At 43.3% G+C, this 23,885-nt stretch carries 22 protein-coding genes; 12 read left to right on the top strand and 10 right to left on the bottom strand.

From position 1 onward, the window contains the following. Window positions 1-9: 9 nt before the first annotated feature. Window positions 10-2,157, bottom strand: a complete 2,148-nt coding sequence (gene pta / locus AC2SLM_RS01205) for a phosphate acetyltransferase (protein ID WP_486551484.1) — start codon at window positions 2,155-2,157, stop codon at window positions 10-12. A gap of 161 nt (window positions 2,158-2,318) precedes the next feature. Further along, window positions 2,319-3,521, bottom strand: a complete 1,203-nt coding sequence (locus tag AC2SLM_RS01200; RefSeq protein WP_486551483.1) for an acetate/propionate family kinase — start codon at window positions 3,519-3,521, stop codon at window positions 2,319-2,321. Between the two features lie 336 nt (window positions 3,522-3,857). Between AC2SLM_RS01200 and lptM the strand changes: the two genes are divergently transcribed. From lptM to AC2SLM_RS01180, 4 genes are all read left to right on the top strand, one after another. Then, window positions 3,858-4,130 (top strand): LPS translocon maturation chaperone LptM, encoded by a 273-nt coding sequence (lptM, locus tag AC2SLM_RS01195; RefSeq protein WP_486551481.1) that lies wholly within the window; start codon window positions 3,858-3,860, stop codon window positions 4,128-4,130. A gap of 51 nt (window positions 4,131-4,181) precedes the next feature. Then, complete coding sequence (gene lysA / locus AC2SLM_RS01190; protein ID WP_486543745.1) at window positions 4,182-5,522, top strand: diaminopimelate decarboxylase; 1,341 nt, start codon at window positions 4,182-4,184, stop codon at window positions 5,520-5,522. A gap of 380 nt (window positions 5,523-5,902) precedes the next feature. Next, window positions 5,903-6,793: a diaminopimelate epimerase gene (gene dapF / locus AC2SLM_RS01185; protein ID WP_486543734.1), complete on the top strand. Its 891-nt coding sequence runs from the start codon at window positions 5,903-5,905 to the stop codon at window positions 6,791-6,793. A gap of 12 nt (window positions 6,794-6,805) precedes the next feature. Then, window positions 6,806-7,822 (top strand): tyrosine recombinase XerC, encoded by a 1,017-nt coding sequence (locus AC2SLM_RS01180; protein ID WP_486551480.1) that lies wholly within the window; start codon window positions 6,806-6,808, stop codon window positions 7,820-7,822. An 82-nt stretch (window positions 7,823-7,904) separates the two neighbouring features. Here AC2SLM_RS01180 and AC2SLM_RS01175 read toward each other — a convergent pair whose 3' ends face one another. Further along, window positions 7,905-8,810: a nitrilase-related carbon-nitrogen hydrolase gene (locus AC2SLM_RS01175; protein WP_486551478.1), complete on the bottom strand. Its 906-nt coding sequence runs from the start codon at window positions 8,808-8,810 to the stop codon at window positions 7,905-7,907. A gap of 469 nt (window positions 8,811-9,279) precedes the next feature. Between AC2SLM_RS01175 and AC2SLM_RS01170 the strand changes: the two genes are divergently transcribed. Both AC2SLM_RS01170 and hpf read left to right on the top strand, forming a co-directional pair. After that, on the top strand, window positions 9,280-11,019 hold the full coding sequence (locus tag AC2SLM_RS01170) for an RNA polymerase factor sigma-54 (protein ID WP_486551477.1): 1,740 nt from the start codon (window positions 9,280-9,282) through the stop codon (window positions 11,017-11,019). 422 nt (window positions 11,020-11,441) lie between these two features. Continuing rightward, window positions 11,442-11,840, top strand: a complete 399-nt coding sequence (hpf, locus tag AC2SLM_RS01165; RefSeq protein WP_486551475.1) for a ribosome hibernation-promoting factor, HPF/YfiA family — start codon at window positions 11,442-11,444, stop codon at window positions 11,838-11,840. 134 nt (window positions 11,841-11,974) lie between these two features. Here hpf and thiS read toward each other — a convergent pair whose 3' ends face one another. The 4 genes from thiS to AC2SLM_RS01145 all read right to left on the bottom strand — a co-directional run bounded on the left by thiS (window position 11,975) and on the right by AC2SLM_RS01145 (window position 14,133). After that, window positions 11,975-12,175 (bottom strand): sulfur carrier protein ThiS, encoded by a 201-nt coding sequence (gene thiS, locus AC2SLM_RS01160; RefSeq protein WP_486551473.1) that lies wholly within the window; start codon window positions 12,173-12,175, stop codon window positions 11,975-11,977. 46 nt (window positions 12,176-12,221) lie between these two features. Continuing rightward, window positions 12,222-12,584: a DUF423 domain-containing protein gene (locus AC2SLM_RS01155; RefSeq protein ID WP_486543739.1), complete on the bottom strand. Its 363-nt coding sequence runs from the start codon at window positions 12,582-12,584 to the stop codon at window positions 12,222-12,224. Window positions 12,585-12,622: 38 nt separating this feature from the next. Further along, on the bottom strand, window positions 12,623-13,489 hold the full coding sequence (rpoH, locus tag AC2SLM_RS01150) for an RNA polymerase sigma factor RpoH (protein WP_486543747.1): 867 nt from the start codon (window positions 13,487-13,489) through the stop codon (window positions 12,623-12,625). A gap of 266 nt (window positions 13,490-13,755) precedes the next feature. Then, window positions 13,756-14,133, bottom strand: coding sequence for a sulfurtransferase TusA family protein (locus tag AC2SLM_RS01145; RefSeq protein WP_486551471.1), 378 nt, complete (start codon window positions 14,131-14,133; stop codon window positions 13,756-13,758). 369 nt (window positions 14,134-14,502) lie between these two features. On the opposite strand from AC2SLM_RS01145, the gene AC2SLM_RS01140 reads away from it, so the two are divergent. Beyond that, complete coding sequence (locus tag AC2SLM_RS01140; RefSeq protein WP_486551470.1) at window positions 14,503-16,284, top strand: M48 family metalloprotease; 1,782 nt, start codon at window positions 14,503-14,505, stop codon at window positions 16,282-16,284. A 78-nt stretch (window positions 16,285-16,362) separates the two neighbouring features. Here AC2SLM_RS01140 and AC2SLM_RS01135 read toward each other — a convergent pair whose 3' ends face one another. Together AC2SLM_RS01135 and rpsU are read right to left on the bottom strand one after the other, a co-directional pair. Next, window positions 16,363-16,812, bottom strand: a complete 450-nt coding sequence (locus tag AC2SLM_RS01135; RefSeq protein WP_486551469.1) for a GatB/YqeY domain-containing protein — start codon at window positions 16,810-16,812, stop codon at window positions 16,363-16,365. Between the two features lie 280 nt (window positions 16,813-17,092). Continuing rightward, the gene (rpsU, locus tag AC2SLM_RS01130) at window positions 17,093-17,308 is read right to left on the bottom strand and encodes a 30S ribosomal protein S21 (protein WP_007394316.1); all 216 of its coding nucleotides are present in this window, start codon (window positions 17,306-17,308) and stop codon (window positions 17,093-17,095) included. Window positions 17,309-17,967: 659 nt separating this feature from the next. Here rpsU and AC2SLM_RS01125 point away from each other — a divergent pair. The 4 genes from AC2SLM_RS01125 (at window position 17,968) to crcB (ending at window position 20,828) form a co-directional block, all read left to right on the top strand. Further along, complete coding sequence (locus AC2SLM_RS01125; RefSeq protein WP_486551467.1) at window positions 17,968-18,369, top strand: hypothetical protein; 402 nt, start codon at window positions 17,968-17,970, stop codon at window positions 18,367-18,369. 192 nt (window positions 18,370-18,561) lie between these two features. After that, window positions 18,562-19,143, top strand: coding sequence for a c-type cytochrome (locus tag AC2SLM_RS01120; RefSeq protein ID WP_486551465.1), 582 nt, complete (start codon window positions 18,562-18,564; stop codon window positions 19,141-19,143). 186 nt (window positions 19,144-19,329) lie between these two features. Further along, a complete protein-coding gene (gene tsaD / locus AC2SLM_RS01115) occupies window positions 19,330-20,370 on the top strand; it encodes a tRNA (adenosine(37)-N6)-threonylcarbamoyltransferase complex transferase subunit TsaD (RefSeq protein ID WP_486551463.1) in 1,041 nt (346 codons plus the stop codon). A gap of 83 nt (window positions 20,371-20,453) precedes the next feature. Further along, complete coding sequence (gene crcB, locus AC2SLM_RS01110) at window positions 20,454-20,828, top strand: fluoride efflux transporter CrcB (RefSeq protein ID WP_486541663.1); 375 nt, start codon at window positions 20,454-20,456, stop codon at window positions 20,826-20,828. Between the two features lie 75 nt (window positions 20,829-20,903). Here the strand turns inward: crcB and AC2SLM_RS01105 are convergent, their stop codons facing one another. Next, complete coding sequence (locus AC2SLM_RS01105) at window positions 20,904-21,842, bottom strand: LysR family transcriptional regulator (RefSeq protein ID WP_486541665.1); 939 nt, start codon at window positions 21,840-21,842, stop codon at window positions 20,904-20,906. A 571-nt stretch (window positions 21,843-22,413) separates the two neighbouring features. Between AC2SLM_RS01105 and AC2SLM_RS01100 the strand changes: the two genes are divergently transcribed. Further along, entirely contained in the window at window positions 22,414-23,787 is a 1,374-nt protein-coding gene (locus AC2SLM_RS01100; RefSeq protein ID WP_486551462.1) for a dicarboxylate/amino acid:cation symporter, read from the top strand. Window positions 23,788-23,885 lie beyond the last annotated feature (98 nt).

Genomic DNA, 23,885 nt, shown 5'->3' with positions numbered 1-23,885 from the left:
ATAAACCCGTTAGACATCAGGGCTGCTTGCTTGAATAGCAGTCAGAGCAATGGTGTATACGATATCGTCAACCAATGCACCGCGTGATAAATCGTTCACAGGTTTGTTCAAGCCTTGTAGCATTGGGCCAACACTCACTACATTTGCACTACGCTGTACGGCTTTATAGGTAGTGTTACCCGTATTTAGATCAGGGAAGATAAAGACGTTTGCTTGACCCGCGACAGGTGAGTCTGGTGCTTTTTGCTTACCCACACTTAACACAGATGCTGCGTCATATTGTAATGGACCATCAACCATTAAATTAGGCGCACGTTCACGCACAATACGTGTCGCTTCTTTCACTTTTTCAACATCGGCACCTGTACCTGATGCGCCTGTTGAGTAACTAATCATGGCCACTTTTGGCTCAATACCGAACGCTTTGGCCGAGGCGGCTGATTGAATCGCAATCTCTGCAAGCTGTTGCGCGTCTGGGTCCGGATTAATCGCACAGTCACCGTAGACCACCACTTGTTCAGGCAATAGCATAAAGAAGATAGACGAGACTAAAGAATATTGCGGTGCGGTTTTAATCAACTGGAAGGCTGGGCGAACCGTGTTTGCTGTGGTATGAATCGCACCTGATACCAAACCATCAACTTCATCTAAGTGCAACATGGTTGTACCAAGTACCACAGTATCTTGGAGCTGAGCGGCCGCTTGGTCTGTAGTGGCTTTCCCTTTACGTCTTTCGACAAAAGCTTCGATATATTTATCTAGTTTGATTTTGGCAGGATCTATGATCTCGATATCCTCTGGCAGTTCAACCCCACGGTTCTTAGCTACCAGTGCTATCTCTTCCGCGTTACCAAGCAGCACACATTGGGCGATGCCGCGGCTCTGACAAATCGCAGCAGCTTCAATTGTCCGTGGCTCTTCACCTTCTGGTAATACCACACGTCTTTTATCTTGTTGAGCTTTTTTGACCACTTGATGGCGGAAAGCGGATGGCGATAGACGCGGAGTGTAATCACGTTCAAAATAGGATTTCAACCAATCTAAATCAAGATGAGCCGCTACAAAACGAGTGACTGTTTCTGCACGTTCCAAATCGTCTTTGGGTATCTCATTGCTGATGGTGGATAAGTTTGTAACCGTTTCCAGACTGTTGGTATCCACACTCATAACCGGCAAGCCTGTCTTTAAAGCAGGTTTACACAGTTCAATTACAGTGTCATTAGGCACAATGCCTCCGGTTAATATGATACCGGCCATTGGGATGCCATTGATACTCGCCAGCGCTGTGGCTAATAATAAATCATCCCGATCGCCTGGCGTAACCACCAAAGTGCCACGAGTGAAGATTTCGCCTACCCTTGAGATGGTACGAGCAGTTAAGCTGGTTTTTAGTATTCGGCGCTGTTTAGCTTCTCCTTCATTTAGCCAAGTGGCATTTAATTCTTGTGCAATATCCCATGTACGAGGAACGGACAAGCTGTTACTAAAAGGCACCACCCCAATTAGGTGATAGTTTTCAGTAGCAAAACTAGGTGAGTGCGATTGCATGGCCTTAATGAAATTTTCATCCAACTCAAGAGTAGCTTCACCAGGTGCAACAGGTTGGGTTTCAAAGGTATTTGGCACGTTCTTAGCACGCATTAAGATACTGCCTAGAGTACGCTCACCAGTTAACCCACCGAAGATACGGGCATGGACATCTAATTTATCAGCCAACTGTTTGGGGTTATCCAGATCCGCCATACTGACAAAAATAACCTTGGCATCTAAGGCGGTCGCCAATGCAAAGTTAACTTGAGAAGCATAGCTGACTTCTTCAGTAGGGACCAACCCTTCGCAGATGACGACGTCATAATCGCCATTTAATTTATCGTATTTTTTGACCACTTCTTCCATCAAGTCATCGACATTACCCGCGTTCATCATGCGCTCTACACGCTCGCGTGGGATAGACTTTGGAGGATCGAGATCAAATGCTAAACGCACTAGATCGCTCGAACTGTCTAAAGTGTGCTGTGAATCATGCGAATCATCTTGCAAAAAAGGTTTAATGAATCCTGCCTTCATGCCCAAATAATCTAGTGCTTTAATCAGACCCAGACCTGCAGAAGTTAAACCAATACCCCGGCCAGTAGGAACTAGCAAAATAGTTTGCATAAACGAATCCTTATTAGTTCATTATATTATTTTAAGTTTTTGCAGTAGTTATTATAGAAGCCCATTGTTAGGGAGACTCATGTTATAGAAGCGCCTGCTATACAAGCGCATGTTATAGATGTTTACTTGTAAAAGACGCTAACTATTATAGAGGGTTATTTTTACAGACCTAGTACTTCCCTAGTTTCTTCAGCAATCTGGAATTCTTCATCAGTTGGGATAACCCATAGCTCATATTTGCTTGATGCGTTATGGAAGCTGTCTTCAGCACCGCCATATAAATTGGTATTCTTTTCTTGATCCACGCCCAAATCAAAGTGGCGCATGACCTCAAGAATACGCGAACGAATCGTGGCTGAGTTTTCACCAATACCGCCTGAGAAGATGATACCGGTAAGCTCAGGTAGCGCACATGATAAGGACGCTAGGTATTTGCCGGCGCGGTAGCAGAACATCTCAACCGCCAGTTTGGCATCAGCTTGATGTGGATGCTTGTCATCATTGGCAATAGATTCAACAGTGCGCATGTCATTAGAGACACCAGAAACACCGAGTAAACCACTTTCTTTGTTTAAAATTGTATCGATTTGCTCTAGGCTTAAGCCCAATGTGCGTTTTAAATGAATATGTAAGCTTGGGTCAACATCGCCAGAGCGGGTGCCCATCATCAGACCTTCAAGGGGAGTAAGTCCCATGCTGGTGTCTAGGCTTTTGCCATCATAAACAGCCGTTGCTGAGCTGCCGTTACCCAAATGAGCAATCAGCCAGCCGTGTGGGCCTTTGGCTTTGGTTAATGAGCTGGCGCGGTTTGATAAATAAGCATGCGAGGTACCGTGGAAGCCATAGCGGCGGATGAAGTCTTTTTCATACATCTCTTTTGGAATGGCATAACGGAATGCTTTTGGTGGCATAGTTTGGTGAAATGCGGTATCAAAGACCACGACTTGTGGTAGCTCTGGATGAATCGCTTGAACCGCTTCAATACCGGTGGCGTTAGCAGGGTTGTGCAGAGGTGCTAAGGCTTTTAGACGTCTAACTTCGGCGATAACATGCGGAGTTACTTTTTCTGCAGAACTAAATTCACGGCCGCCATGTACCACGCGGTGGCCTACTGCGATAGGCGATTGGTCGCCTAATAGGTCCATGATTTTGACCAAAGCGGCTTTATGGTTGGCGCCTGGGATACTGACTTCGTTTTTTTCACCGGCTAGGTTTTTGTGAACAATGCGTGCGTTATCTAACCCTAAATTTTCTGCAAGCCCTGTGATACGTTGCTGATTGTCTTCACTGATTAGGGCGTATTTGATAGAAGAAGAACCACAATTAACGACTAAAGTGGGTTTTGTGATAATCGAATTGCTCATTATGTATCCTTACAAAGAAAAGTGATAAATAGAAACAACATATAAAATATTAATCATAATGTTGCACAAGACATCTCAGCGGATGTTTAATAAGATTATTTTATTATGGGTTGTGCTTATTTAGTATAGCCCAGATTAATTTGAAAAACAGGGGTTAGACTCAAAAATACACTTGAAGATTAACTGCTTATTTCCCTAAATTATTCAAATTATTCATCAAAAATACGCACCAAACCATAAATGCCTTTAGGCAAACTTTAAGAAGTTTGTTAACATAACTGACACTTATATCTGTAGATAGATGGTCGCTATTTTTCAACACACAGGAAGCCTTGCATGCCAAACCTTCTCTATCGTTATTTATCAAAGCCTCAGGGCGGCACTCTTTTGACAGCTAAACACAGAAATCGTCCATTAATCACCGTATTAAGCGTCATTTTCGCAGGCGTGATGCTGATAGGCTGCGGACAAAAAGGTGCGTTGTATATGCCAGATGAGGCGCCGAGCAATACAGATTTTATTCTACATAAAGCCAACAAAGCTGATTCAGAGTCGTCAAAAGCACCCATCAAAGGTCCTGACATCTCTGAAGACCCACAAGACTATTAATCCCTATCTTCTTTATTCATATTTATTACTCTACTTGGATACCCCCAAATGATGAGCAACACACAAACCCCCTCTTCTGACATACAACACACTGATACCGGCCTGCGCATTGAGCCAGAAGCTTTTGTACAAAAGCTACCGTCTTTAAATTATCAGCAAGGCACACTGGCTATTGAATCGACTCCAGTAGCTACGTTGGTTGAGCACTATGGCACGCCTTTATATGTGTACTCAAAAAAGGCGATCTTAGATGCTTATAATGCCTATAGTGACAGCTTTGCCGATATTGAGCATCAAGTGTGTTTTGCGGTTAAAGCCAATTCAAACCTAGCTGTATTAGACGTATTAGCGAAAGCGGGTGCAGGCTTTGATTTGGTATCAGCAGGGGAGCTGGCTCGCGTGATGGCGGTGGGCGCAGACCCTAAAAAGGTCGTGTTCTCTGGTGTGGGTAAAAGCGTCTCCGATATCAAAGCCGGCCTAGAGGCGGGTATTGGCTGCTTTAATGTTGAGTCGATGAGCGAGCTTGATACAATTAACCGCATTGCTTTGGATATGAATGTTAAAGCGCCAATCTCTATCCGTGTAAATCCAGATGTTGATGCAAAAACCCATCCTTATATCTCAACGGGTCTTAAAGACAATAAGTTTGGTATTAGCCATGATATCGCCATCGAAGCGTATCAATACGCTAATAGTTTAGAGGGATTGAACATTGTCGGTATTGATTGTCATATTGGCTCACAATTAACCGAGATTGATCCTTTTGTTGACGCTTTAGACAAAGTGGTTGAACTGATTGAGTCATTAAAATCAGTCGCTATTGAGCTAGAACACGTCGATTTAGGCGGTGGTCTAGGTGTATTATATATCGATGAGGAAGTAGCGAAGGTTAGTGAGTTTGCTGCTGCGTTATTGCCAAAATTACAGCAATTGGGCTTAAAGGTATTCTTTGAGCCAGGCCGTAGTATTGTTGCTAATGCCGGTGTATTATTGACCTCAGTTGAGGTATTAAAACCTACCGAGCACAAAAACTTTGCCATTGTTGATGCGGCGATGAATGACTTGATTCGTCCGGCATTATATCAAGCAGAAATGGCAGTTATTCCAGCACAGTGTGCAGCAGATAGTGATAATGAAGCGAGCTGGGATATTGTGGGTGCGATTTGTGAAACCGGTGACTTCTTAGCCAAAAAACGTCTGCTATCATTAGCGGTCGGCGATGTGTTAGCGATAACCGGTGCCGGTGCGTATGGTTTTGTGATGGCGAGCAACTATAACTCGCGCCCGCGTCCTGCAGAAGTCATGGTATCCGGTGAGATACATCAACTCGTTCGTCAACGTGAAACTATTGAGCAGTTATTTGAAACAGAATCACTTTGGCAAGGTAACTAGAAAGGTGGCTTTGATAAGTGACTGAATTTCAAATGATTTGGCTTTAAATGATTCAGATTTTAACGATTAAATTTTTGAATAAGTATTACTGATTAGACCCTAATGTCTATTAAAAAATTTAAAGCCAATTATCAGTCAAAGCTGTATTGATTAATGAATAAAGAACCTGCAGTTATAGTGCAGGTTTTTTTATTGTCTAAATTACTGTCAAGCACGCTGCGCTGTTTGTGATTTAAAGGGATGTTCACAACAGTGATGCGGTTAGTCGCGTATCCTAAACGCTACCAAACCTAACTTGTTTTTTTGCAGTGATTAGGCATTATCATTGTCATAATGTGCGTGGTAAGATAGGACACAAATAAAATTTAAGGAAGAGCACGATGCTTATAGAATTTACAAAAATGCATGGTCTAGGCAATGACTTTATGGTTATTGACTTGGTCACGCAGCGTTTAGAATTAACCCCAGAGCTGATATCACTACTGGCTGACCGCAACTTAGGCGTCGGCTTTGACCAATTATTAGTGGTCGAACCACCGATGCGCCCTGATGTGGACTTTAGGTATCGTATTTTTAACTCTGATGGTAGTGAAGTTGAACAGTGCGGTAATGGTGCTCGCTGCTTTGCGCGCTTTGTGCAAGCCCGCAAGCTGTCATTTAAACAGCGTATTCGCGTAGAGACCAAGTCAGGAATTCTGACTTTATCTACTGATAATTATGGCTGGGTAGAAGTAGACATGGGTAAGCCACGTTTCGAGCCTACCGAGATTCCATTTACGCCAAAAGCGATTACCAAAATTCAAAATGCCTATCATCTAGACGTAGAAGGTACACCGGTTCAGTTGTATGTGGCCAATATGGGTAACCCGCATGCAGTGATTAAGGTCGATGATATCTTGACCGCTGATGTTGAGAAACTGGGTAAAGCCATTGAATCACATCCGGCTTTTCCAGAGCGTGTCAATGTTGGCTTTATGCAGGTGATGAATCAGCGTCATATCCGCTTGCGTGTTTATGAGCGCGGCGTTGGTGAAACGCAAGCATGTGGTACCGGTGCGTGTGCCGCTGTGGCCACTGGTATTCGTGAAGGCTGGCTTGATGAAGGTGAAGAAATTAGAGCGCAGCTTTATGGCGGTAGCTTATTAATTCGTTGGTCGCCAGGTTATTCTGTGATGATGACTGGCCCAACAGCCTTTGTTTATGAAGGCGTCTTTAGTCCAGATGGTATCATGGCGCAAGCCGGTTTTAAGCATGACGCTCAATCTCAATAACTGTTCATAGCCATGTCTACAGCCAAAGTAGTGGTCAATGAAGAGGTCAATGACGTTGACGAGCAACAGGCCATCTCGCCTGAGTTAGAAGCACTGCTTGCGCCTGTTGAGCAGTGGCTTGGTGAGCTTACGGTTCGTCAGTTATCTGAGCATACGATTGATGCTTATTATGCAGGGCTATATCAGCTTGCCTGTTTTTTGGAAAAATCGAAGCTGACATGGACCCGCTGTGACAAACGCCAGTTATCTAAATATATTGGTAAACGCCTTGACGTTGATGCGCTTGCGATATCGAGTGTACAGCAGGAGCTGTCTGCAATTCGTCACTTTTATGGCTGGATGATTGAACAAGGCCATGCGCGCATTAACCCGACTACTGGCTATCAATTAAAGCGTGCACCCAGACCGCTGCCCAGTATTGCCGATGGCGATTTGATTGCTCAGCTTCTTGAGCAGCCGATGCCAGAGGGAGCAGAACAGGCACGGCTTTGGATACGTGACAAAGCTATGTTTGAGCTGCTTTATAGCAGTGGACTACGGGTTGGAGAATTGGTTGGGCTAAATGTAGCAGATTTGCGTATTGATACCAGCGGTGAGCGTGGTGAAGTACGGGTTACGGGTAAGGGTAATAAAACGCGCTTGGTGCCTGTAGGGCGCGAAGCGTTAAAGGCCATTACCACTTATATGCCGCATCGCTATTTGTGGGAGGAGCAGGGCGATACGGCGTTGTTTATTAGCGAGAAGCTAGGCACACGGCTGACCACAAGAGCGGTACAACAACGCTTAAAGGTGGCGGCCAAACGTGCCGGTATTGCACAAAATATGTACCCGCATTTATTACGTCACTGTTTTGCTTCTCACATGCTATCTGGCAGTGGTGATTTGCGTGCAGTACAAGAGATGCTTGGGCACAGCGATATCAGCACTACCCAGATTTACACTCATGTTGACTTTGCCAAACTGACCCAAGTCTATGATAAGGCACATCCTAGAGCGGTACACGCAAGAATCAAAAAAGACAGCAAGTAACTTACTTACTGTCTTTTTTTATTTTGTAGGTATAAAAATAAACCAAACTCTACTCTTTAAATTAGTTTGATTTAATACTACCCTAAGCCAATCTATGGCAATGGTTAGTTGGCATATCGCTGCGCCATGTGTTTTGTTGTTTTTGATCAAAAGGCGTGGTGATAAGTTTAAATCCGTTGCCTTCTTCAAGAGTGCTTACACCGGTATCTATCACAAGCTCGCCATTGGCGTTGCTTATGCTGCTATGCCCCCACGTCTCACGCTGCCCATCTGGCAATTGATGTGTGCCGCCCTGTGCTGAGCCGACTACCAGACATTGAGAGTCTAATCCGCGTGCTTTTAGCAGTAGCTCCCAATGCGCTTTACCGGTCTGATAGGTAAATGCAGAAGGTGCAGTCAAGATATCAGCGCCTGCTTGACGTAGACGCTGAGCTAGAGTCGGGAAGCGCAGGTCAAAGCAAACCATCATCCCAATGTTAAGCAGACCCTGTTTTGCATTCGGCGTGTCAGTGTAAGAATTAGCGCCTATCAAGTTGCCCATATCACACTGAGCGACAACTGTGGTATCACCGGGCTCAAACGTCTGTGATTCGTCATAGCTGCCAGTGTCATCAGCAACATCTGCTCTAAACAAATGAATCTTGTCATAACGAGCCACACGCTTGCCATCAGGTGCAAATAATTGACTCACTTGTCTGACACGACCTGCTGGAACAGGCGCCCCATCAGGGCGATACGGACAAGGTATGGTACCAGAAACGATAAACATCTGATGTTTATAGGCAAGATTAGCGTACCAGTCTGATATCTCATCAAACCGCTGACTGAGCTCACGTTGTCCGCCCATACGGCATGCATTCTCCGGCAATACAAGCAAATGTACGCCTGCGGCTTTTGCAGCATTAGTAGACTGCTGAATCACCGCTAAGTTCGCATCAATATCAAACTGACTGTTTAACTGCACATTTCCAATAAGAGGTTGTGTCATAATCATTTTACCCAGTGATAGTAGGTTATTTACAAAGTGATGCTTTTTTATGATTTTATTTATAGTCAGAGAAATCTGGAAGGGTTCCAACGAAACCGAGCGTAATTACTACAAATGTAGGCTTAGCGAGGTTAACACAGTAACTGTTTAGTCGTTCGCTGACTATAGATAGCCCTAGTGTATCAATTATCTATGGCGGTATCTAATACTCATCGTTACCAAATAGGCCGATTAAAAAATACGCTTAAACAGTCTGTTTATCAAAATATATTTACTAAATGACTGTGTTAGCGTATTTTTTATAGGCGGTCATGGCAAACTTTGTCAGCACTTATCGGTAGGCTTTGTGCCATGATATTCGCTAAGAATATTGGTTTGACTGACATTTTTCAGCTCAACTCTTAATCGCCATTTTTACTTTACACTTAGCATTTGCAAGCTCTCAACCAACTGGAACAAAAGTATATTTATGATGAGTCCTTCATTTAATTTAGGCGTCAATCTTTCTAATTCGCAAAAGCTAACGCCGCAAATGCAGCAAGCCATTAAGCTGTTGCAACTCTCCAGCCTTGAGCTTGAGCAAGAGGTTCAGATGAAGCTTGATAGCAATCCTCTGCTTGAGCGTGTAGAGGAGGAAGATGAGGTGAGTGCTGAGGATTTTAATAGTATTGAAGAGCTGACACGGATTGAGCGAGACCAAGACAGCGATGAAGATCCTTATGATCCTTATAATGAAAACGATAGTTATGGGGATAGCTTTGCAGAAAATAGCGATGATACGGCCGATTTATTCGGCAGCAGTGATGATACCCATTATGACTCTAATGACAGTAGCTCCTATGACGAGTTCAGCAGCGATTCGTTTTCACAAAAATCTAGTTCAGAGGCGACGGTTAGCATTAATGAACAATCTGTTAATGAGCTGACCGACAGTAGCGAGCGTATGACCGATAATATGCTAGGGGAGTTGAGTATAGATACCGAATGGGAGGATGTGTATACCCATACCTCTTCCAGCTTGGCCGCGCCTGATACCCAAGGTATGACAGATTATCAAGGTGCTACCTCGGTAAGCTTGCAAGACCATATTCGTTGGCAGTTAAACTTTAGCCATCTCTCAGAGACAGATATTCTCATTGCCGATTATCTGATTGATGCGATGGATGAATCAGGGTTTATTCAGATTGATCTTGATGAATTAAAGGACAGCTTTGATGAAACCGCAAGCTTTTATCAGTGGGAGCAAAAAATAGAGCGTGAGCAAATTACGCATATCCTAAAGATTATCCAGAATTGTGAGCCACTTGGTGTTGGCGCGCGTAATCTTGCAGAGAGCTTACAAATTCAGCTAAGTAGTCTTGATAAAAACACCCCATATCGCGAGCAGGCGCTGCGTCTGCTTGATGAGCATGAGCTATTGGTCAATAACAATATTAAAGAGCTGGTACAGCGTACGGGTGTTGAAAACAGCGAGATAGGGCAGTGCCTAGAGCTTATTAGGACTCTGAATCCTGCACCGGGTTTGGCATTTAGTACGGCGCAGCCAGAGTATGGCAGCAAGCCTGAAATCTATGACATACCGGATGTGATAGTACAAATGACACACCAAGAGGGCAGTGTCGACCCTGTCTGGCGAGTGGAATTAAATCCAGAAACCTTGCCTAAGCTTAGAATCAACAAACAATATGCCAGTCTAGTGAAGCGAGGGGACGACAGTCCCGATAATGTTTATTTGCGTGATAATTTAATAGATGCGCGCCTGTTTATCAGAAGTATTGAGGAGCGCAATCAAAACTTATTGAAAGTGGCAACCTGTATCGTGCAGTTGCAGCAGCAATTTCTGTTAGACGGTCCAACCGCCATGAAACCAATGATTTTAAAAGATGTGGCAGATACGGTCGGACTGCATGAATCAACCGTGTCGCGCCTGACTACCAGCAAAAGTATGTTAACCCCGCAAGGGCTATTTTCGTTAAAGCACTTCTTCTCATCTCATGTTTCAAGCGACAAGGGCGATATCTCATCAACCGCCATTAGCGCCATGATTCAAGCGTTGATTAACAAAGAAGATCCTAAGAAGCCGTTATCTGATAGTGCGATTAAGCAGTATTTAGAGGCTCAAGGTATCGATATTGCACGGCGTACCGTCGCCAAATACCGAGAAGCATTAAATATCGCTTCGTCCACACAGCGTAAGGTGAAGTTTTAAGCCTTCTGTTTTAGAAGTCATTCTCTAATTTTAATGATAAGACACGCTCTATTTATAGAGGGTTAGGGAGGTTTCTGTATTGTATTCTCTGGGTTAAAAATAATAAAAAATTTCAGATTATAAATGGTTTTATTACGTTTGGCTGACATATTTATATTTAGTTACAATTTAAGCGCTTGCGCATTGTCTTATTTCGTGTCAAATTAAAGATGTCCCAATAAATGCTTAACTCACAAATGGTTAAATCAGACATTGTTAGCAGGGATGCCTAATAGGGATATTAGGGTTCAAACTTAAATCATACCGAGATTTCGTTTAGGAAAATACTAAGGAAAATAAAGGTATGTTCACTGGCTTAGTATAACTGACAAGTCACTTTGAGTAAGCCCAGCTTCTCAAACTTAAAGAAGGATGTATGTATTATGAACATTTCAATCAATGGCCATCACATTACTGTTACCGACGCGATGAAAGACATGGTTATGGACAAGCTCTCTAAAGTTGAGCGCCATTTTGACCAAATTCAAAGCATTAAAGTAATTCTATCGTTAGACAACCATCATTCTGATATCAGTCATAGCGGTAAAAATAACCATAAAGCAGAAGCGATTTTGCGAGTGGCTGGTCAAGAAATGTTTGTACAGTCTTATGATGATGATATGTACAAAGCCATCCACGAAATGGCAGATAAATTAGACCGCCAAGTGCGCAAATATAAAACCCGTATGGAACGTAAAACACGTTCAGCAAAACGCAGAGAGCGCTTTACGCCTCGTGTTCCTGAAGCCGATATTGCAGAAGGCTCAGTACTCGCTTATTAATTAATACCTCTATCATTAACGAATCTTTTCCTCCAAGATAAAAAAGATAAGAAAAGGCCTCTGTCATTAAGATAGAGGCCTTTTTTTATTCAGTAGTTTTTTTACTTGAGATTGAGATTTAGTTAAGGATTTATTTAACCGCCGCCAACTGCTTGAACCACCTCAATAACCATATCCTCAACAACCTCAGTGGAAGGTAGCTCAGATTTAGGAACCAATTCACCGTTAATTTCTACCGCATAACGACCTTGGCTTAACGCCAATTCATCAAGTACAGCCTTAACAGAGGTTTGCGCAGTAGAGAGAGTATTCCCATTAACAGTGATGGTTTTCATGAGATTTAATGCCTTATCCTTCAAATATTAAAAAAAGTGATACAAATTACGAGGTGTGCTTAAACGCAGTCACTGCCAACCAAACCCAGCCGATAATCATTAATGTGCCGCCAATAGGAGTAATAGCACCAAACCAGCGTGGGGCACCTAACGTCATGGCAAATAAACTACCAGCGAATATAATTACGCCAATCTGTAGCAGCCAAGCAGTGGTTTGAGTGGTATAACCCAAACGCACCAATATACCGACTATTAATAAGCCTAATGCGTGATAGAAGAAATATTGTGTGCCAGTATGCCACCATGCCATTTGCTCTGGTGAAGCTATTGATTTGATACCGTGAGCACCGAAGGCACCAAGTGCGACAGCTAACGCTAAGTTAATAGCAGCAATACCAATCCAGTTCATACACTCACCATCAGTAATTATCAGTCTGTATTATTCGATTAATAGGACTCTTCATTTGGCATAATGACGCTATCAATCGTCATTGCCTCACGAATTTTGTCCATGGCATTTTTCTCAATCTGACGTACACGCTCAGCAGAGATGTTATAAACCGCTGCTAACTCATGTAAGGTTGATTTTTGCTCAGATAGCCAGCGCTGCTCGACAATATCGCGCGAGCGATCATCTAACGTATCCATTGCATCCATTAATGCACTGGTGTTATTTTCTTCCCAGTCGGCATCTTCAACCATTTCAGCCGGATCAACACCGTCCTCTAAAAACAGCTGCGGTGCATAATGGCCATCATCATCGTCGCTAGATTGGGCTTCAAATGACGCATCATAAGAGGTCAGGCGGGATTCCATCTCTAAGACCTGCTTACGGGTCACATTTAGGTCAGCCGCAATGGCATCGGCTTCCTCTAAGGTAAGCTGATTGTTGGTCTTTTTAAGACTGCGCAAATTGAAGAATAGTTTACGATGCGCCTTGGTTGTCGCAACTTTGACAATACGCCAGTTACGAATCACAAACTCATGAATCTCCGCTTTAATCCAGTGTACCGCAAAAGACACCAAACGTACGCCTTTATTCGGATCAAAGCGCTTCACCGCTTTCATAAGACCTAAATTACCCTCTTGGATTAAGTCCGCTTGTGGCAGACCATATCCTGAATAACTACGCGCAATATGAATCACAAACCGTAGGTGTGACATAACCAGCATACGAGCCGCTTCGACATCACCATCATCATAATAACGATGTGCAAGCTCTTGCTCTTGCTCTGTGGTTAAAATCGGAATCTGATGCACTGAGTTGATATATGCACCCAAGTTAACGCCCGGTGCCGATAAATTAACCGGCATTGTAGGCACCAAATCACGGGTACGTGTATTTGGATGCTCACTCACCCAAGGGGTCACTTCTTGAACAGGTTCATCAATATCAGGCGTCAGTTCATCCAGCTCGTCATTATCCAGAAGCGTTTCTGCCTCAACATCGATTGGCTCTACTTCAGGTGTTTCAACTGCTGTCTTCTTTACAGACTCTTTTTTAGTTTTTTTAGGAGTAGCCATATTTTGACCTTGCAAGTAATAACTTTATTGGGGTCTATTGTAAAGGATACTAACGACTAGTTGCCATGTGTTTTAGTAATGATGAGGTGAAAGATTGTATCGAGTTTTTCCAAACGTTCGGACACAGGCGATTTAGAACGGGTGTTCAAGATCATATTTAGACCAGCTTGTTTACAAAATGCATCCAAGTCGTGCTGCGAGTTTGGGTCAGTGGCCAACACATAAACACTATTGCCAAGCTCAACAGAGCGCAGCGCAACTTTCGTTTTAAGCAGCGGCATAGGGCACGCCAGTCCGCGGCCATCCACCAAGGCTGTGATTTGTGAGTTTTCTAAGCCAGACTTAAGTGTTTGTTGCTCAGTATCACTAAGCGTCTCTAGCTGAGTTTTTAATAGCGTTTCTTGCTCTTTATCTGCTAAATTAATATCAATCATAATCTCAAAGTGTCTCTTAATGAAAAGGCTAATTTTCAGCGTTATTTATCTATTATTTATTGGTTATGACATCATTCAACTGGTGGTGGTTTAATCAGGCTGCAACCTATACACAATGCGCTTAATGCTAATTATAAAAAATTACACCGGTGACATGATGGCATAATATTGTCTGGTTATGATGGTATCATCAAAGTGCGTAGATAACATCTAAGCGCACGTATCAAAATGATGACATACAGTACTAAGCGTAATGGTAAGCGTTACAACTAACGTCATATTTAGCCTGCATATAACTACCAAATGCAATGTCAATTCTCGTCCAAAGCTAGTTAGAAAACCCGTTAAGATAAACACAAGGAAGACATATTGAGTTCTCTATCACCGCGTCCTAATTCTACTAACGCATTTAAGCCTTCTAAGGTATCTTACCAGAATCGTCTTTCATTAACCTCTGTGTCTAGGGTTTTGGGAGGTAGTGTGCTGCTTGCCTTGTCCATTATAGGGTATGCTGAGGGCGGATTTGCACAAGGTAGTGCGTGGCAAAATTATGCATCGAATTATTCGTCTAATGCTTCATCTGGCTATTCATTTAATGATGCATCCAACTCGTTTGGTAATACATCTGTTGGCCCTTGGGCGACAGGCAGTAGTTCAGTATTCAGCTCGAAGTCTGCAGAGCTTAAGCTGCCAGATTTAGGCAGCGGTGGCGGCCGGTTTTTGGAAGCCAATCAACACAAAATACTGGGCGAGTGGGCGCTGCAGCAATTAAGCCGAAGTGCGCCTATGTTGGGTGATCCGTGGATGCAAGAGCAGTTAGAGACTCTCGTGTGGCGTATTAATGCACAAGCCAGAACGCAAGCACCGTTAGCCCTCGTGGTACTAAATAACCCAACCATTAACGCTTTTGCCATACCCGGCGGGGTGATGGGTATGCACACGGGCACAATTATCGAATCCAACAGCATGGATGAGCTGGCCAGTGTGGTGGCGCATGAAGTGGCGCATTTAAGTCAGCGCCATTATGAACACCGTGACGATGCCAATAAAAAAGCCTTGATGATGCAAATTGGCGGTATGCTTGCCGCGATTGCAGCCTCTGCCGCTGGCGGTGGTGATGCCGCTACTGCAGTCATGATGGGCAGTCAGACAGCTGCACTAAACAGCCAAATGGCGTTTAGCCGCAGTAATGAGCGAGAGGCAGATCGCATTGGTATGCAGCTGATGGCCAAATCCGGTTATGACCCGCGAGCGATGCCGAAATTTTTTGCGACTTTAAATCAAAAAACGCAGCTCAATAGAGGTAAAGATGTTTATCTGCCTAGCTTTATCATGACTCACCCCTTAAGCTCAGAGCGCTTGAGTGAAGCACAGAGCCGTGCCAACAGCTATGACAATATTAGTCTACATAAGAAAAGCGACCCGTTAACTTTTGATTTATTAAAGTGGCGGGCAAAGGTACTAACCAAGCAGAGCAATCAAGGTGAGCTAATGGCTGCAGCACCGCATAATACAGGTGCTTCCATGGCGCTCGCTTATTGGTACGGATCGCAAGGTCGATACAGTGATGCCAAAAAAACGCTGAATAAGCTAAAGCAGTTACCAGCGCCCATAGAGCAATCTGACAAAGTCGCTTTTGATATTTTACTGGCCATTACTGAGGCTGAGATAGCCGGTATGCGTGGTAAATGGGATATCACCGAACAAGTGCTCCAGCCCTACTACAACCTATATCCAGAGCGTCGTGATGTGAAGCTATTATTATCAGATGCTTGGCTTCAAAATGGCAAATACGATCAGGTTATTAAGGTATTAAAGCCGGTGATTAATAGTCGACCTTATGATGTTGAAGCCTTGTTTCGGATGCAGCGTGCTTATGAATTAATGGCGCTTAACCCGAATACTCAGGGCAATACCCAGCAAAAACGGCTGATGCGCGATATTGCTACCATTAATGCGCTGCGCTACCGCGGACGAGGTGAGTTATGGCGTGGCAAATATGAAGATGCTTTGGTCTCAGTACAGCAAGCCAAAACATTGATTGATGATATGAAGCCAAGTGAGGTAGGCAGCTTTAACAAAGCCCCCTTACTAGCAACCGTAAAACATGAGATTGTAGAAATAAAAGCAGCCAAAGACTTCCGTCCTTAGCTGCTTGAGTTTAATGGATTTGGGTTGCTGATATTCAACCTATAGCTATTCAATAAGTGAAGTCGCAAATGGATAATGTTAGCCCATTAATGCTTTTTTAACCAATTGTGACATCACGGCAGGGTCGGCGCGTCCTGCTGTTTTTGCTTTTAATGCGCCCATCACTTTACCCATATCTTGCATTGAGCTGGCACTTTGCGCACTGATTTCATCGTTAATCAAGGCCGCTAATTCTTCTTCGCTCATTTGCTGCGGCATAAAGTCATTAATGATATCAATCTCAAACTGCTCTTTTTGAGCCAAATCATCACGGCCGTTGTCTTGGAACACATTAAGTGATTCTTGGCGCTGTTTTAGCTGTTTTTGCAAAATCTCCAATACGCCGGCATCGTCTAGCTCAATTTGGCGGTCAATTTCAATTTGCTTAATCACAGATTGAATGTTACGAAGCACTTTGACTTTATCAAGCTCACGCGCCTTCATAGAGGTTTTGACTTGCTCAGTAATGGTATTTTTTAATGCGCTCATGAGAGTATCCTGTATTTATACTAGAAGCTAATCTGCTTCTAATGTTTTTATTATGATGGAGAGGAGGCCGTTAAAACCATCATTAGTTTAAATGATTAACCTCGATAATGACTAAAAGTTTAACATAAAAAAACCACCTATATTATGCCGAGGTCATCACAAAGCTGTGATAATAACGACAAAATAAGGTGGTCTTTTAATCAATATATCAAGCGCTTAAGCCGGCAAGCAGCGATATCACACTTAACTAAAATCAGCTCTAAAACAAATTAAGTATTGATTAGTACATACGAGTTGTGCGGATAGACTCGCGTTGTAATTTCTTTTTATAGCGTTTTACTGCGGCTGCCTTTTTACGCTTGCGCTCTTGCGTAGGCTTTTCATAGAACTCGCGTTTACGTACATCAGACAAAACACCAGCTTTTTCGCAGGCACGCTTGAAGCGACGGATAGCGATATCAACAGGTTCGTTTTCTTTAACCTTAACTGAAGGCATGCAGACTCCTTAAATAAGTAGTGGAAATTAGAGACTAAGGACATTAGTAATGCTGTGTGGTTTATATTAGCCGCAGTGTCTCATCAGGGTGCGGCATCAGCTATTACTAGGATAAAATTAATAATCCTAATAGGGTATATTAGATTTAAGAGCGAAATTATACTAAAAAATAACAGCGCTGTCAATATAAAGCAGGGCTTATGGTGTGAGCGATATAAAGTAAGATTACTTAGTTCTCTTTAATTGGGGTAAATAAATTATTGGTAAATATGTCTATCTATATTAAGTATAAAGATAAGGCTTAACATCAGATTGTCCATGTGAATAATAGCCATAAAATAGATAGGCATAAATCACAAAAGAGGTTTGAAGAACAGGTTTAAAGCGTCTATAATGATTTAAAACATTCATATTAAATGAATCAATTAGGTGGCTTTTGATTGTCGTTCAATTCATGCTTAGCATAGGTGCTTGGTTTATTTTTGTGTTAAACGCTCAAAATCAGTCGTAGGTGATAGTGGGCGGGCAGTGGTTGTGATATTATTATTGATAGATTTGGTCGACCTTAATCGCTTATCGATGTCGGCTAATATCGATAGTTAACTGATATAGACGCTATTGTAAGCACTATATCTCTGTTCCCTTTTTAGGAGTTCGACATGTCATTAATCGCTCAACAAAATAAACAAAAATCAGTTGGCTTTCGTCTGGCAACGTTTGCCACTGTCATGTTAGGTGCCGCAGTAACGTTAACGGCGTGTGGCGGCGGTGAGCACGAAGAAGTAAAAGCGGTGGATAAAGTAGAAGAAGCGGCTGAAATGGCGCGTGCTAATGCACCAGAAGCAGAAGTGCTAGAATTTGAAGAGACAGAAGCGCCTACTGATACTGAGGCAACAGACGCTGACGCTACCGAAGGCGACGCAGCAGAGGGTGAAGATGCTACTGAAATGGATGCTGCAGATGATATGGCTACCGCAGATACTGCTGAAGCCGCTGCAACAGACACAGCGGCAACAACTGATGCCGAACAGCCAGCTGACGAAGAGGCCTCTGCTCAATAAATCCTATAATATCGTTTATTAATAGGGTAGTGCAGTAAAGCGAACGCTTTAGAAGGAGCATGAGAAGCTGTCAGTCAAAAATGAGCTGTTACGAGATATTAATAAGTAGCAGCTTGATTGGTTCTAAAATTTAAAAAGAAGTTTTATCTCCGACTTAATATGTCATTAATTTTAGCAAAGGCGAGGTTTCTCATGCTAACTACTCATAATCAACACGACGCTCAATCTTCTAAAGCGGCTAATACCGCTCATTCTCTCGTAAAAAGCAGTCTGTTTCTAGCAGGAGCACTGGCTATAGGTTTAGTAACAGGTTGTAGCAGTAATAACGAGACAAATACTGACGCACAAGCGGAACCAGAAGCCAGCGCTGAAGTTGCACCTACTGCCTCAGAAGCAGAGACGTCTGATGCAGTGACTACTGCTGATAATATTCAAGAACCAGTCGCTGAAGAGCCGGTAGCAGAAGAAGCAGAGCCAGAAGCAGAAGTTCCTGAAACGGACGCAGCAGCAGCGAACGACTCAGCCCCTCTAGCGGCTGATGCGGGAGAAAAGCTGTATGAAACGAAGTGCAAGCAGTGCCACGAACCAGGACTGTTAGGTGCACCTAAATTTGGTGATCAAGCGGCATGGGCTGATCGTATCGCTAAAGGAAGAGACACGCTTCATAAGCACTCTGCCGAAGGCTTCAACAGTATGCCACCTCAGGCCGATGACAATACAAGCGTGGCAGAAGTGTATGCTGCGGTTGACTATATGATTGAGCATTCAAGCTAACGCAGTCGCATTTATAGCCGATTAATAGTTTTTCATAATTGGCGATAAAGGATAGACAAAACGTATTCTTGATAATTTGGTAAACTACCGCCATTGTATAGCGACAGTGGCGGTTTTTTGCGTCAATAAACAAACAGGATTGATGGCAGAAGCAGAGTTTGATGCCAATCAATGAAGAGGTGCCCTTTGAAAGTATTAGGTTTAGAAACATCTTGTGATGAGACAGGTCTGGCTATATTTGATAGCGAGCGCTTAGGCGATGGTAATAATGGTCTGGTTGGCCAAGTATTGTATTCGCAAATCGAACTACACGCGACTTATGGTGGCGTGGTGCCTGAGCTTGCCAGTCGTGACCATATTCGTAAATTGGTACCACTACTCGATGAGCTACTTGAGCAATGCGGTGTGAGCAAGAATGAGCTAGACGCGATTGCCTTTACAAAAGGACCAGGGCTGATTGGTGCTTTAATGACTGGTGCATTGTTTGGACGCAGCTTGGCTTATGGGCTAGATATCCCCGCCATTGGTATCCACCATATGGAAGGACATTTGTTATCGCCACTATTGGGGCCGAATCCACCAGAATTTCCTTTTGTGTCTTTATTAGTCTCAGGCGGGCACACCCTATTGGTTGCTGCCCATGGTGTCGGCGAGTACGAAATCTTAGGTGAGAGTATCGATGATGCCGCTGGTGAATGTTTTGATAAAGCGGCTAAAATGCTAGGACTGCCTTATCCAGGTGGCCCTAATGTTGCCAAGCTTGCCGAATCCGGTAGTCAGTCTGCCTATGAGTTACCACGTCCTATGCTGCACAGAGGTCTGGATTTCTCATTTAGCGGTATGAAAACAGCGGTACACAATCTGATTAAGGATACCGAAGGCTCAGACTCTGATGAGCATATCCGTGCGGATATCGCTGCCAGTTTCCAACATGCGGTTGTGGATACGCTGGTTAAAAAATGCGTAAAAGCATTAAAGCAAACAGGTATGAAGCAATTGGTCATCGCAGGCGGCGTAAGTGCTAATTTACATTTGCGTGACAGCTTAGAGAAAGAGTTGGCTAAAATTGATGCGACTGTACATTATGCGCCACTTGAACTGTGTACCGATAATGGCGCTATGATTGCCTACGCTGGATATCAGCGTCTGCAGGCCGGTCAGTCTGATGGTTTGGCAGTAAGCTGCGTGCCAAGATGGAATATCTCCGAGTTGCCCGCTTTAAACTAGCGCTCAAAAGGTAGCATACTTTGTTTTTAAATGAGTGTGAATCAAAAACGAGATAGACAAAAAACCATTAGCAAGGAGGTTTCATGCAGTGGATAGCAGTTGGATTGGGTGCAGCTATTGGTGCTTGCTTGCGGGCTTGGCTTGCACGGTTCAATCCTTTGCATACTTGGATTCCGCTAGGTACGCTTGGTGCCAACGTGCTTGGCGGCTTATTAATTGGTATTGCAATGATGTTGTTTATGCGTTTGGGTGGCAGTTGGCATCCGAACATAAAGCTATTTGTAGTGACTGGCTTTTTAGGTGGCCTGACTACTTTTAGCACCTTTAGTAGTGAAGTGTTTAGTCTACTAAACAGTGGCAAAATCGTCTCAGGCTTTGCGTTGATTGGGATGCATCTTATTTTGACCCTAGCTGCCACCGCTGCCGGTTACTATCTTGCGCGCATGGCCTTGTCGTAATTTAATGTTGCCATAAGCAATGCTATAAAGGGCAGATAGACTCTTAACTGTCCTATATTTTCATACCGCTAATGGTTAGGGCTTAACCAATTCTTCTAATAGCTTTGCAAAACCTTGCATATAAGCCACTTCTTCACTACTTTGACGTGTCGCCGCAAACAGTTGGCAATATACCCCATCCTTTTTCTGCCCATTTTCTTGGCCAGACTGCTTATCATCAGGTTCATTAGCCAGTAACGGCCGAGTAACCACCCAACCTTTCTTCTCATATTCGGCAGCCACCCAGTCAGGTAGAGCAGCAACGCCTCGTTCGCTGGCGACCAACTGAATCAACATGGCGGTCAATTCTGTAGTGCGAATTTTGGCAAAGCTGACATCCGCCGGTGCCATAAACTTGGCAATTACATCCAACCGTTTGGTTTCAACAGGGTACGCAATTAAAGTTTGATCAATCAAATCAGTTGGTACAATGCTTTCTTTATTGGCCAATGGATGAGTCGGAGATAACACCAAACGACTCTCATAATTAAACAACGGCTGATAGCGGATACCCGGCAGATTGATATTACTGGTGGTGATCAATAAGTCGATATCACCTTCTATTAATAGATGATGCGGCTCTGGCTCAAAACCTGTCGCAAAGTCGAGCTCTACATCTGACCATTCACGGCGGAACTGGTTCAAAATCGGCATCAGCCAATCAAAGCAGCTGTGGCACTCTGAGGCCAAACGCAAGCGTCCTGCTTGTCCATGCGCCAGACGCTTTAAATTATTCTTAGTACGAGTGACCCGTGGCAGGATATCGTCGGCCAGTTTAAGTACGACGCTGCCGGCCGGTGTGAAGGTCAGCGGGCGAGTACGGCGATTGACAAGGCGCACGCCATAATAGCTCTCTAACTCTTTTAATTGATGAGAGACAGCAGAGGCGGTAACGTGAAGTTCATCAGCGGCAGCGGCAAGTGAGCCATGAGCGCGTAGGGCGGTGAGCGTTTGGAGATGTCGAAGCTCGAGCATAATTTAGAATCATTTGATTAATTAACAATAGTGATATTCTACCCTATTACTCCGCTATGATTCACCTGTTTGAGTAACTAATTCCTCAAAAAATAAACGGATTTATAACGCAGTAAAATTCTAGTTTAGAGCAAGCCGTGACCTATTTCGAGTGTTTAATATTGTATAGCTTTTAATCTCTGGCTTAATAAAGGCTATACTGATAAAAATTACTTGCGGTCAAGGCAACTTTTACTTTATATTGACGGCATACGAATGGGTCACATTAATTTACACAGGTGTAAGGATTGCTTCAGGTATGGCCTTATAAGAATGAGGTGCCAAAATCAGTTTATTCAACGCCAAATACCTATTTAAATTAATATGACTCATGACGCACAAGGAGTGTGATAGCGCATTGATTTAGAATAATTGATGCAAAAAAGTCAGAGGGAGATGGCAGCAATGTTAGTCCAAATTAAGTGTCGAAATATCGACAGCAGACTGAGATTGTTCATGAATTTATTAAACAAGATATCTTAATGCTATATGACAAGGGTCAGGCGAGGTATCTTGTATTGAGGATAATGTTATGTGGAAAAATATGGGTCTAACCGGCAAGATTTTAATTGCCATGTTCTTTGGTATCGTCATAGGGCTGTTTTTTAACTATACCGGTTTGAATGCGGAAGGCGGATTTGTTAATACTTATTTGACCAACGGCTTATTTAGTATTATCGGGAAGTTATTTGTTAACTCACTAAAAATGCTGGTTGTACCACTGGTACTGATTTCATTGATTTGTGGTGTGTGTGGTATTGGTGATATTCGTCTGCTTGGCCGAATCGGTACTAAAACCTTCTTTATGTATATGCTGACTACGGCTTTGGCTATCGCAACAGCGATTGGTCTGGGCTCGGTATTTGGCATTGGTAAAGGCATGAATCTTACGCCTGAAAAAGCTTTTGAGGCTAAAGATGCGCCACCACTGATAGACGTGTTCTCAAATATTGTTCCGTCAAACCCAATCAGTGCCATGGCAAATGGCGATATGTTATCCATCATTTTCTTTGCCATCTTAATTGGTATTAGTATCTTGATGGTGGGTAAGCCTGCCAAAGGTTTGGTGCAAAGCTTAGAGCTGATTAATGAAGTTATCTTAAAGATGGTAACCATCATTATGAATCTAGCACCGTATGGTGTATTTGCGCTATTGGTTACTGCCATGTCAGAGCTGGGTCTGGATTTAATCTGGAAGTTAATGGGATATGTAGCCGTATTAGTTGGTTCATTGGCGTTCCACTTTTTTATCACGATGATGATTGTGTTAAAAGTGTTCTCAGGACTATCCATACAAACGTTCTTGGCAAAAATGCGCGAAGTTCAAATTTTCGCTTTTAGTACCTCAAGTTCTAATGCAACAATTCCCATTACATTACGCACAGTAACCAAACGTATGGGTGTGAATAACTCTGTAGCCTCTTTCACTGTACCGTTTGGCGCTACCATCAACATGGATGGTACGGCGATTATGCAAGGGACAGCGACTATTTTCATCGCAAACTTGTATGGGGTTGACTTAAGTATTGTTGACTACTTAACAGTTATCTTAATGTCAGTATTGGCCTCGGTCGGTACAGCGGGCGTTCCTGGTGTCGGTCTTATTATGCTATCGATGGTATTCGCTCAAGTGGGCTTGCCCATTGAAGGTATTGGCTTAATCCTTGGTGTGGACCGTCTGCTTGATATGTTACGTACCGCGGTTAACGTGGGCGGTGATGCAGCAGTCACGGCAATCGTTGCGAAGTCTGAAGGTAAAATGGATTTAGCTGTTTATGATGATCCTGACGCAGGCGCTAAAGATGTATTTGATGGTCATATCGATGAGGATAATGAACGTGAATTTAGTGGTATCTTGAATGATGGGGTTCTGGGTAGCGAATATGATGAATTAAATAAACGCTAAAATCACATTAGAAAATACAAGATAATATAAGTCAATTGAGTAACAAAGAAAAAGAGTCATGGAAATAGTCCATGACTCTTTTTTGGTTGCAGACAAAG

This window comes from Psychrobacter sp. CX16 (assembly GCF_057396245.1).
The sequence above is the reverse complement of the archived record's forward strand: the minus strand, read 5'-3'. Positions and strand labels throughout refer to the sequence as shown.

Bases quoted from the DNA above. Each gene is read 5' to 3' on its own strand.
- pta (WP_486551484.1), bottom strand. From the start codon at position 2,157: ATGCAAACTATTTTGCTAGTTCCTACTGGCCGGGGTATTGGTTTAACT.
- AC2SLM_RS01200 (WP_486551483.1), bottom strand. From the start codon at position 3,521: ATGAGCAATTCGATTATCACAAAACCCACTTTAGTCGTTAATTGTGGT.
- lptM (WP_486551481.1), top strand. From the start codon at position 3,858: ATGCCAAACCTTCTCTATCGTTATTTATCAAAGCCTCAGGGCGGCACT.
- lysA (WP_486543745.1), top strand. From the start codon at position 4,182: ATGAGCAACACACAAACCCCCTCTTCTGACATACAACACACTGATACC.
- dapF (WP_486543734.1), top strand. From the start codon at position 5,903: ATGCTTATAGAATTTACAAAAATGCATGGTCTAGGCAATGACTTTATG.
- AC2SLM_RS01180 (WP_486551480.1), top strand. From the start codon at position 6,806: ATGTCTACAGCCAAAGTAGTGGTCAATGAAGAGGTCAATGACGTTGAC.
- AC2SLM_RS01175 (WP_486551478.1), bottom strand. From the start codon at position 8,810: ATGACACAACCTCTTATTGGAAATGTGCAGTTAAACAGTCAGTTTGAT.
- AC2SLM_RS01170 (WP_486551477.1), top strand. From the start codon at position 9,280: ATGATGAGTCCTTCATTTAATTTAGGCGTCAATCTTTCTAATTCGCAA.
- hpf (WP_486551475.1), top strand. From the start codon at position 11,442: ATGAACATTTCAATCAATGGCCATCACATTACTGTTACCGACGCGATG.
- thiS (WP_486551473.1), bottom strand. From the start codon at position 12,175: ATGAAAACCATCACTGTTAATGGGAATACTCTCTCTACTGCGCAAACC.
- AC2SLM_RS01155 (WP_486543739.1), bottom strand. From the start codon at position 12,584: ATGAACTGGATTGGTATTGCTGCTATTAACTTAGCGTTAGCTGTCGCA.
- rpoH (WP_486543747.1), bottom strand. From the start codon at position 13,489: ATGCCGGTTAATTTATCGGCACCGGGCGTTAACTTGGGTGCATATATC.
- AC2SLM_RS01145 (WP_486551471.1), bottom strand. From the start codon at position 14,133: ATGATTGATATTAATTTAGCAGATAAAGAGCAAGAAACGCTATTAAAA.
- AC2SLM_RS01135 (WP_486551469.1), bottom strand. From the start codon at position 16,812: ATGAGCGCATTAAAAAATACCATTACTGAGCAAGTCAAAACCTCTATG.
- rpsU (WP_007394316.1), bottom strand. From the start codon at position 17,308: ATGCCTTCAGTTAAGGTTAAAGAAAACGAACCTGTTGATATCGCTATC.
- AC2SLM_RS01125 (WP_486551467.1), top strand. From the start codon at position 17,968: ATGTCATTAATCGCTCAACAAAATAAACAAAAATCAGTTGGCTTTCGT.
- AC2SLM_RS01120 (WP_486551465.1), top strand. From the start codon at position 18,562: ATGCTAACTACTCATAATCAACACGACGCTCAATCTTCTAAAGCGGCT.
- crcB (WP_486541663.1), top strand. From the start codon at position 20,454: ATGCAGTGGATAGCAGTTGGATTGGGTGCAGCTATTGGTGCTTGCTTG.
- AC2SLM_RS01105 (WP_486541665.1), bottom strand. From the start codon at position 21,842: ATGCTCGAGCTTCGACATCTCCAAACGCTCACCGCCCTACGCGCTCAT.
- AC2SLM_RS01100 (WP_486551462.1), top strand. From the start codon at position 22,414: ATGTGGAAAAATATGGGTCTAACCGGCAAGATTTTAATTGCCATGTTC.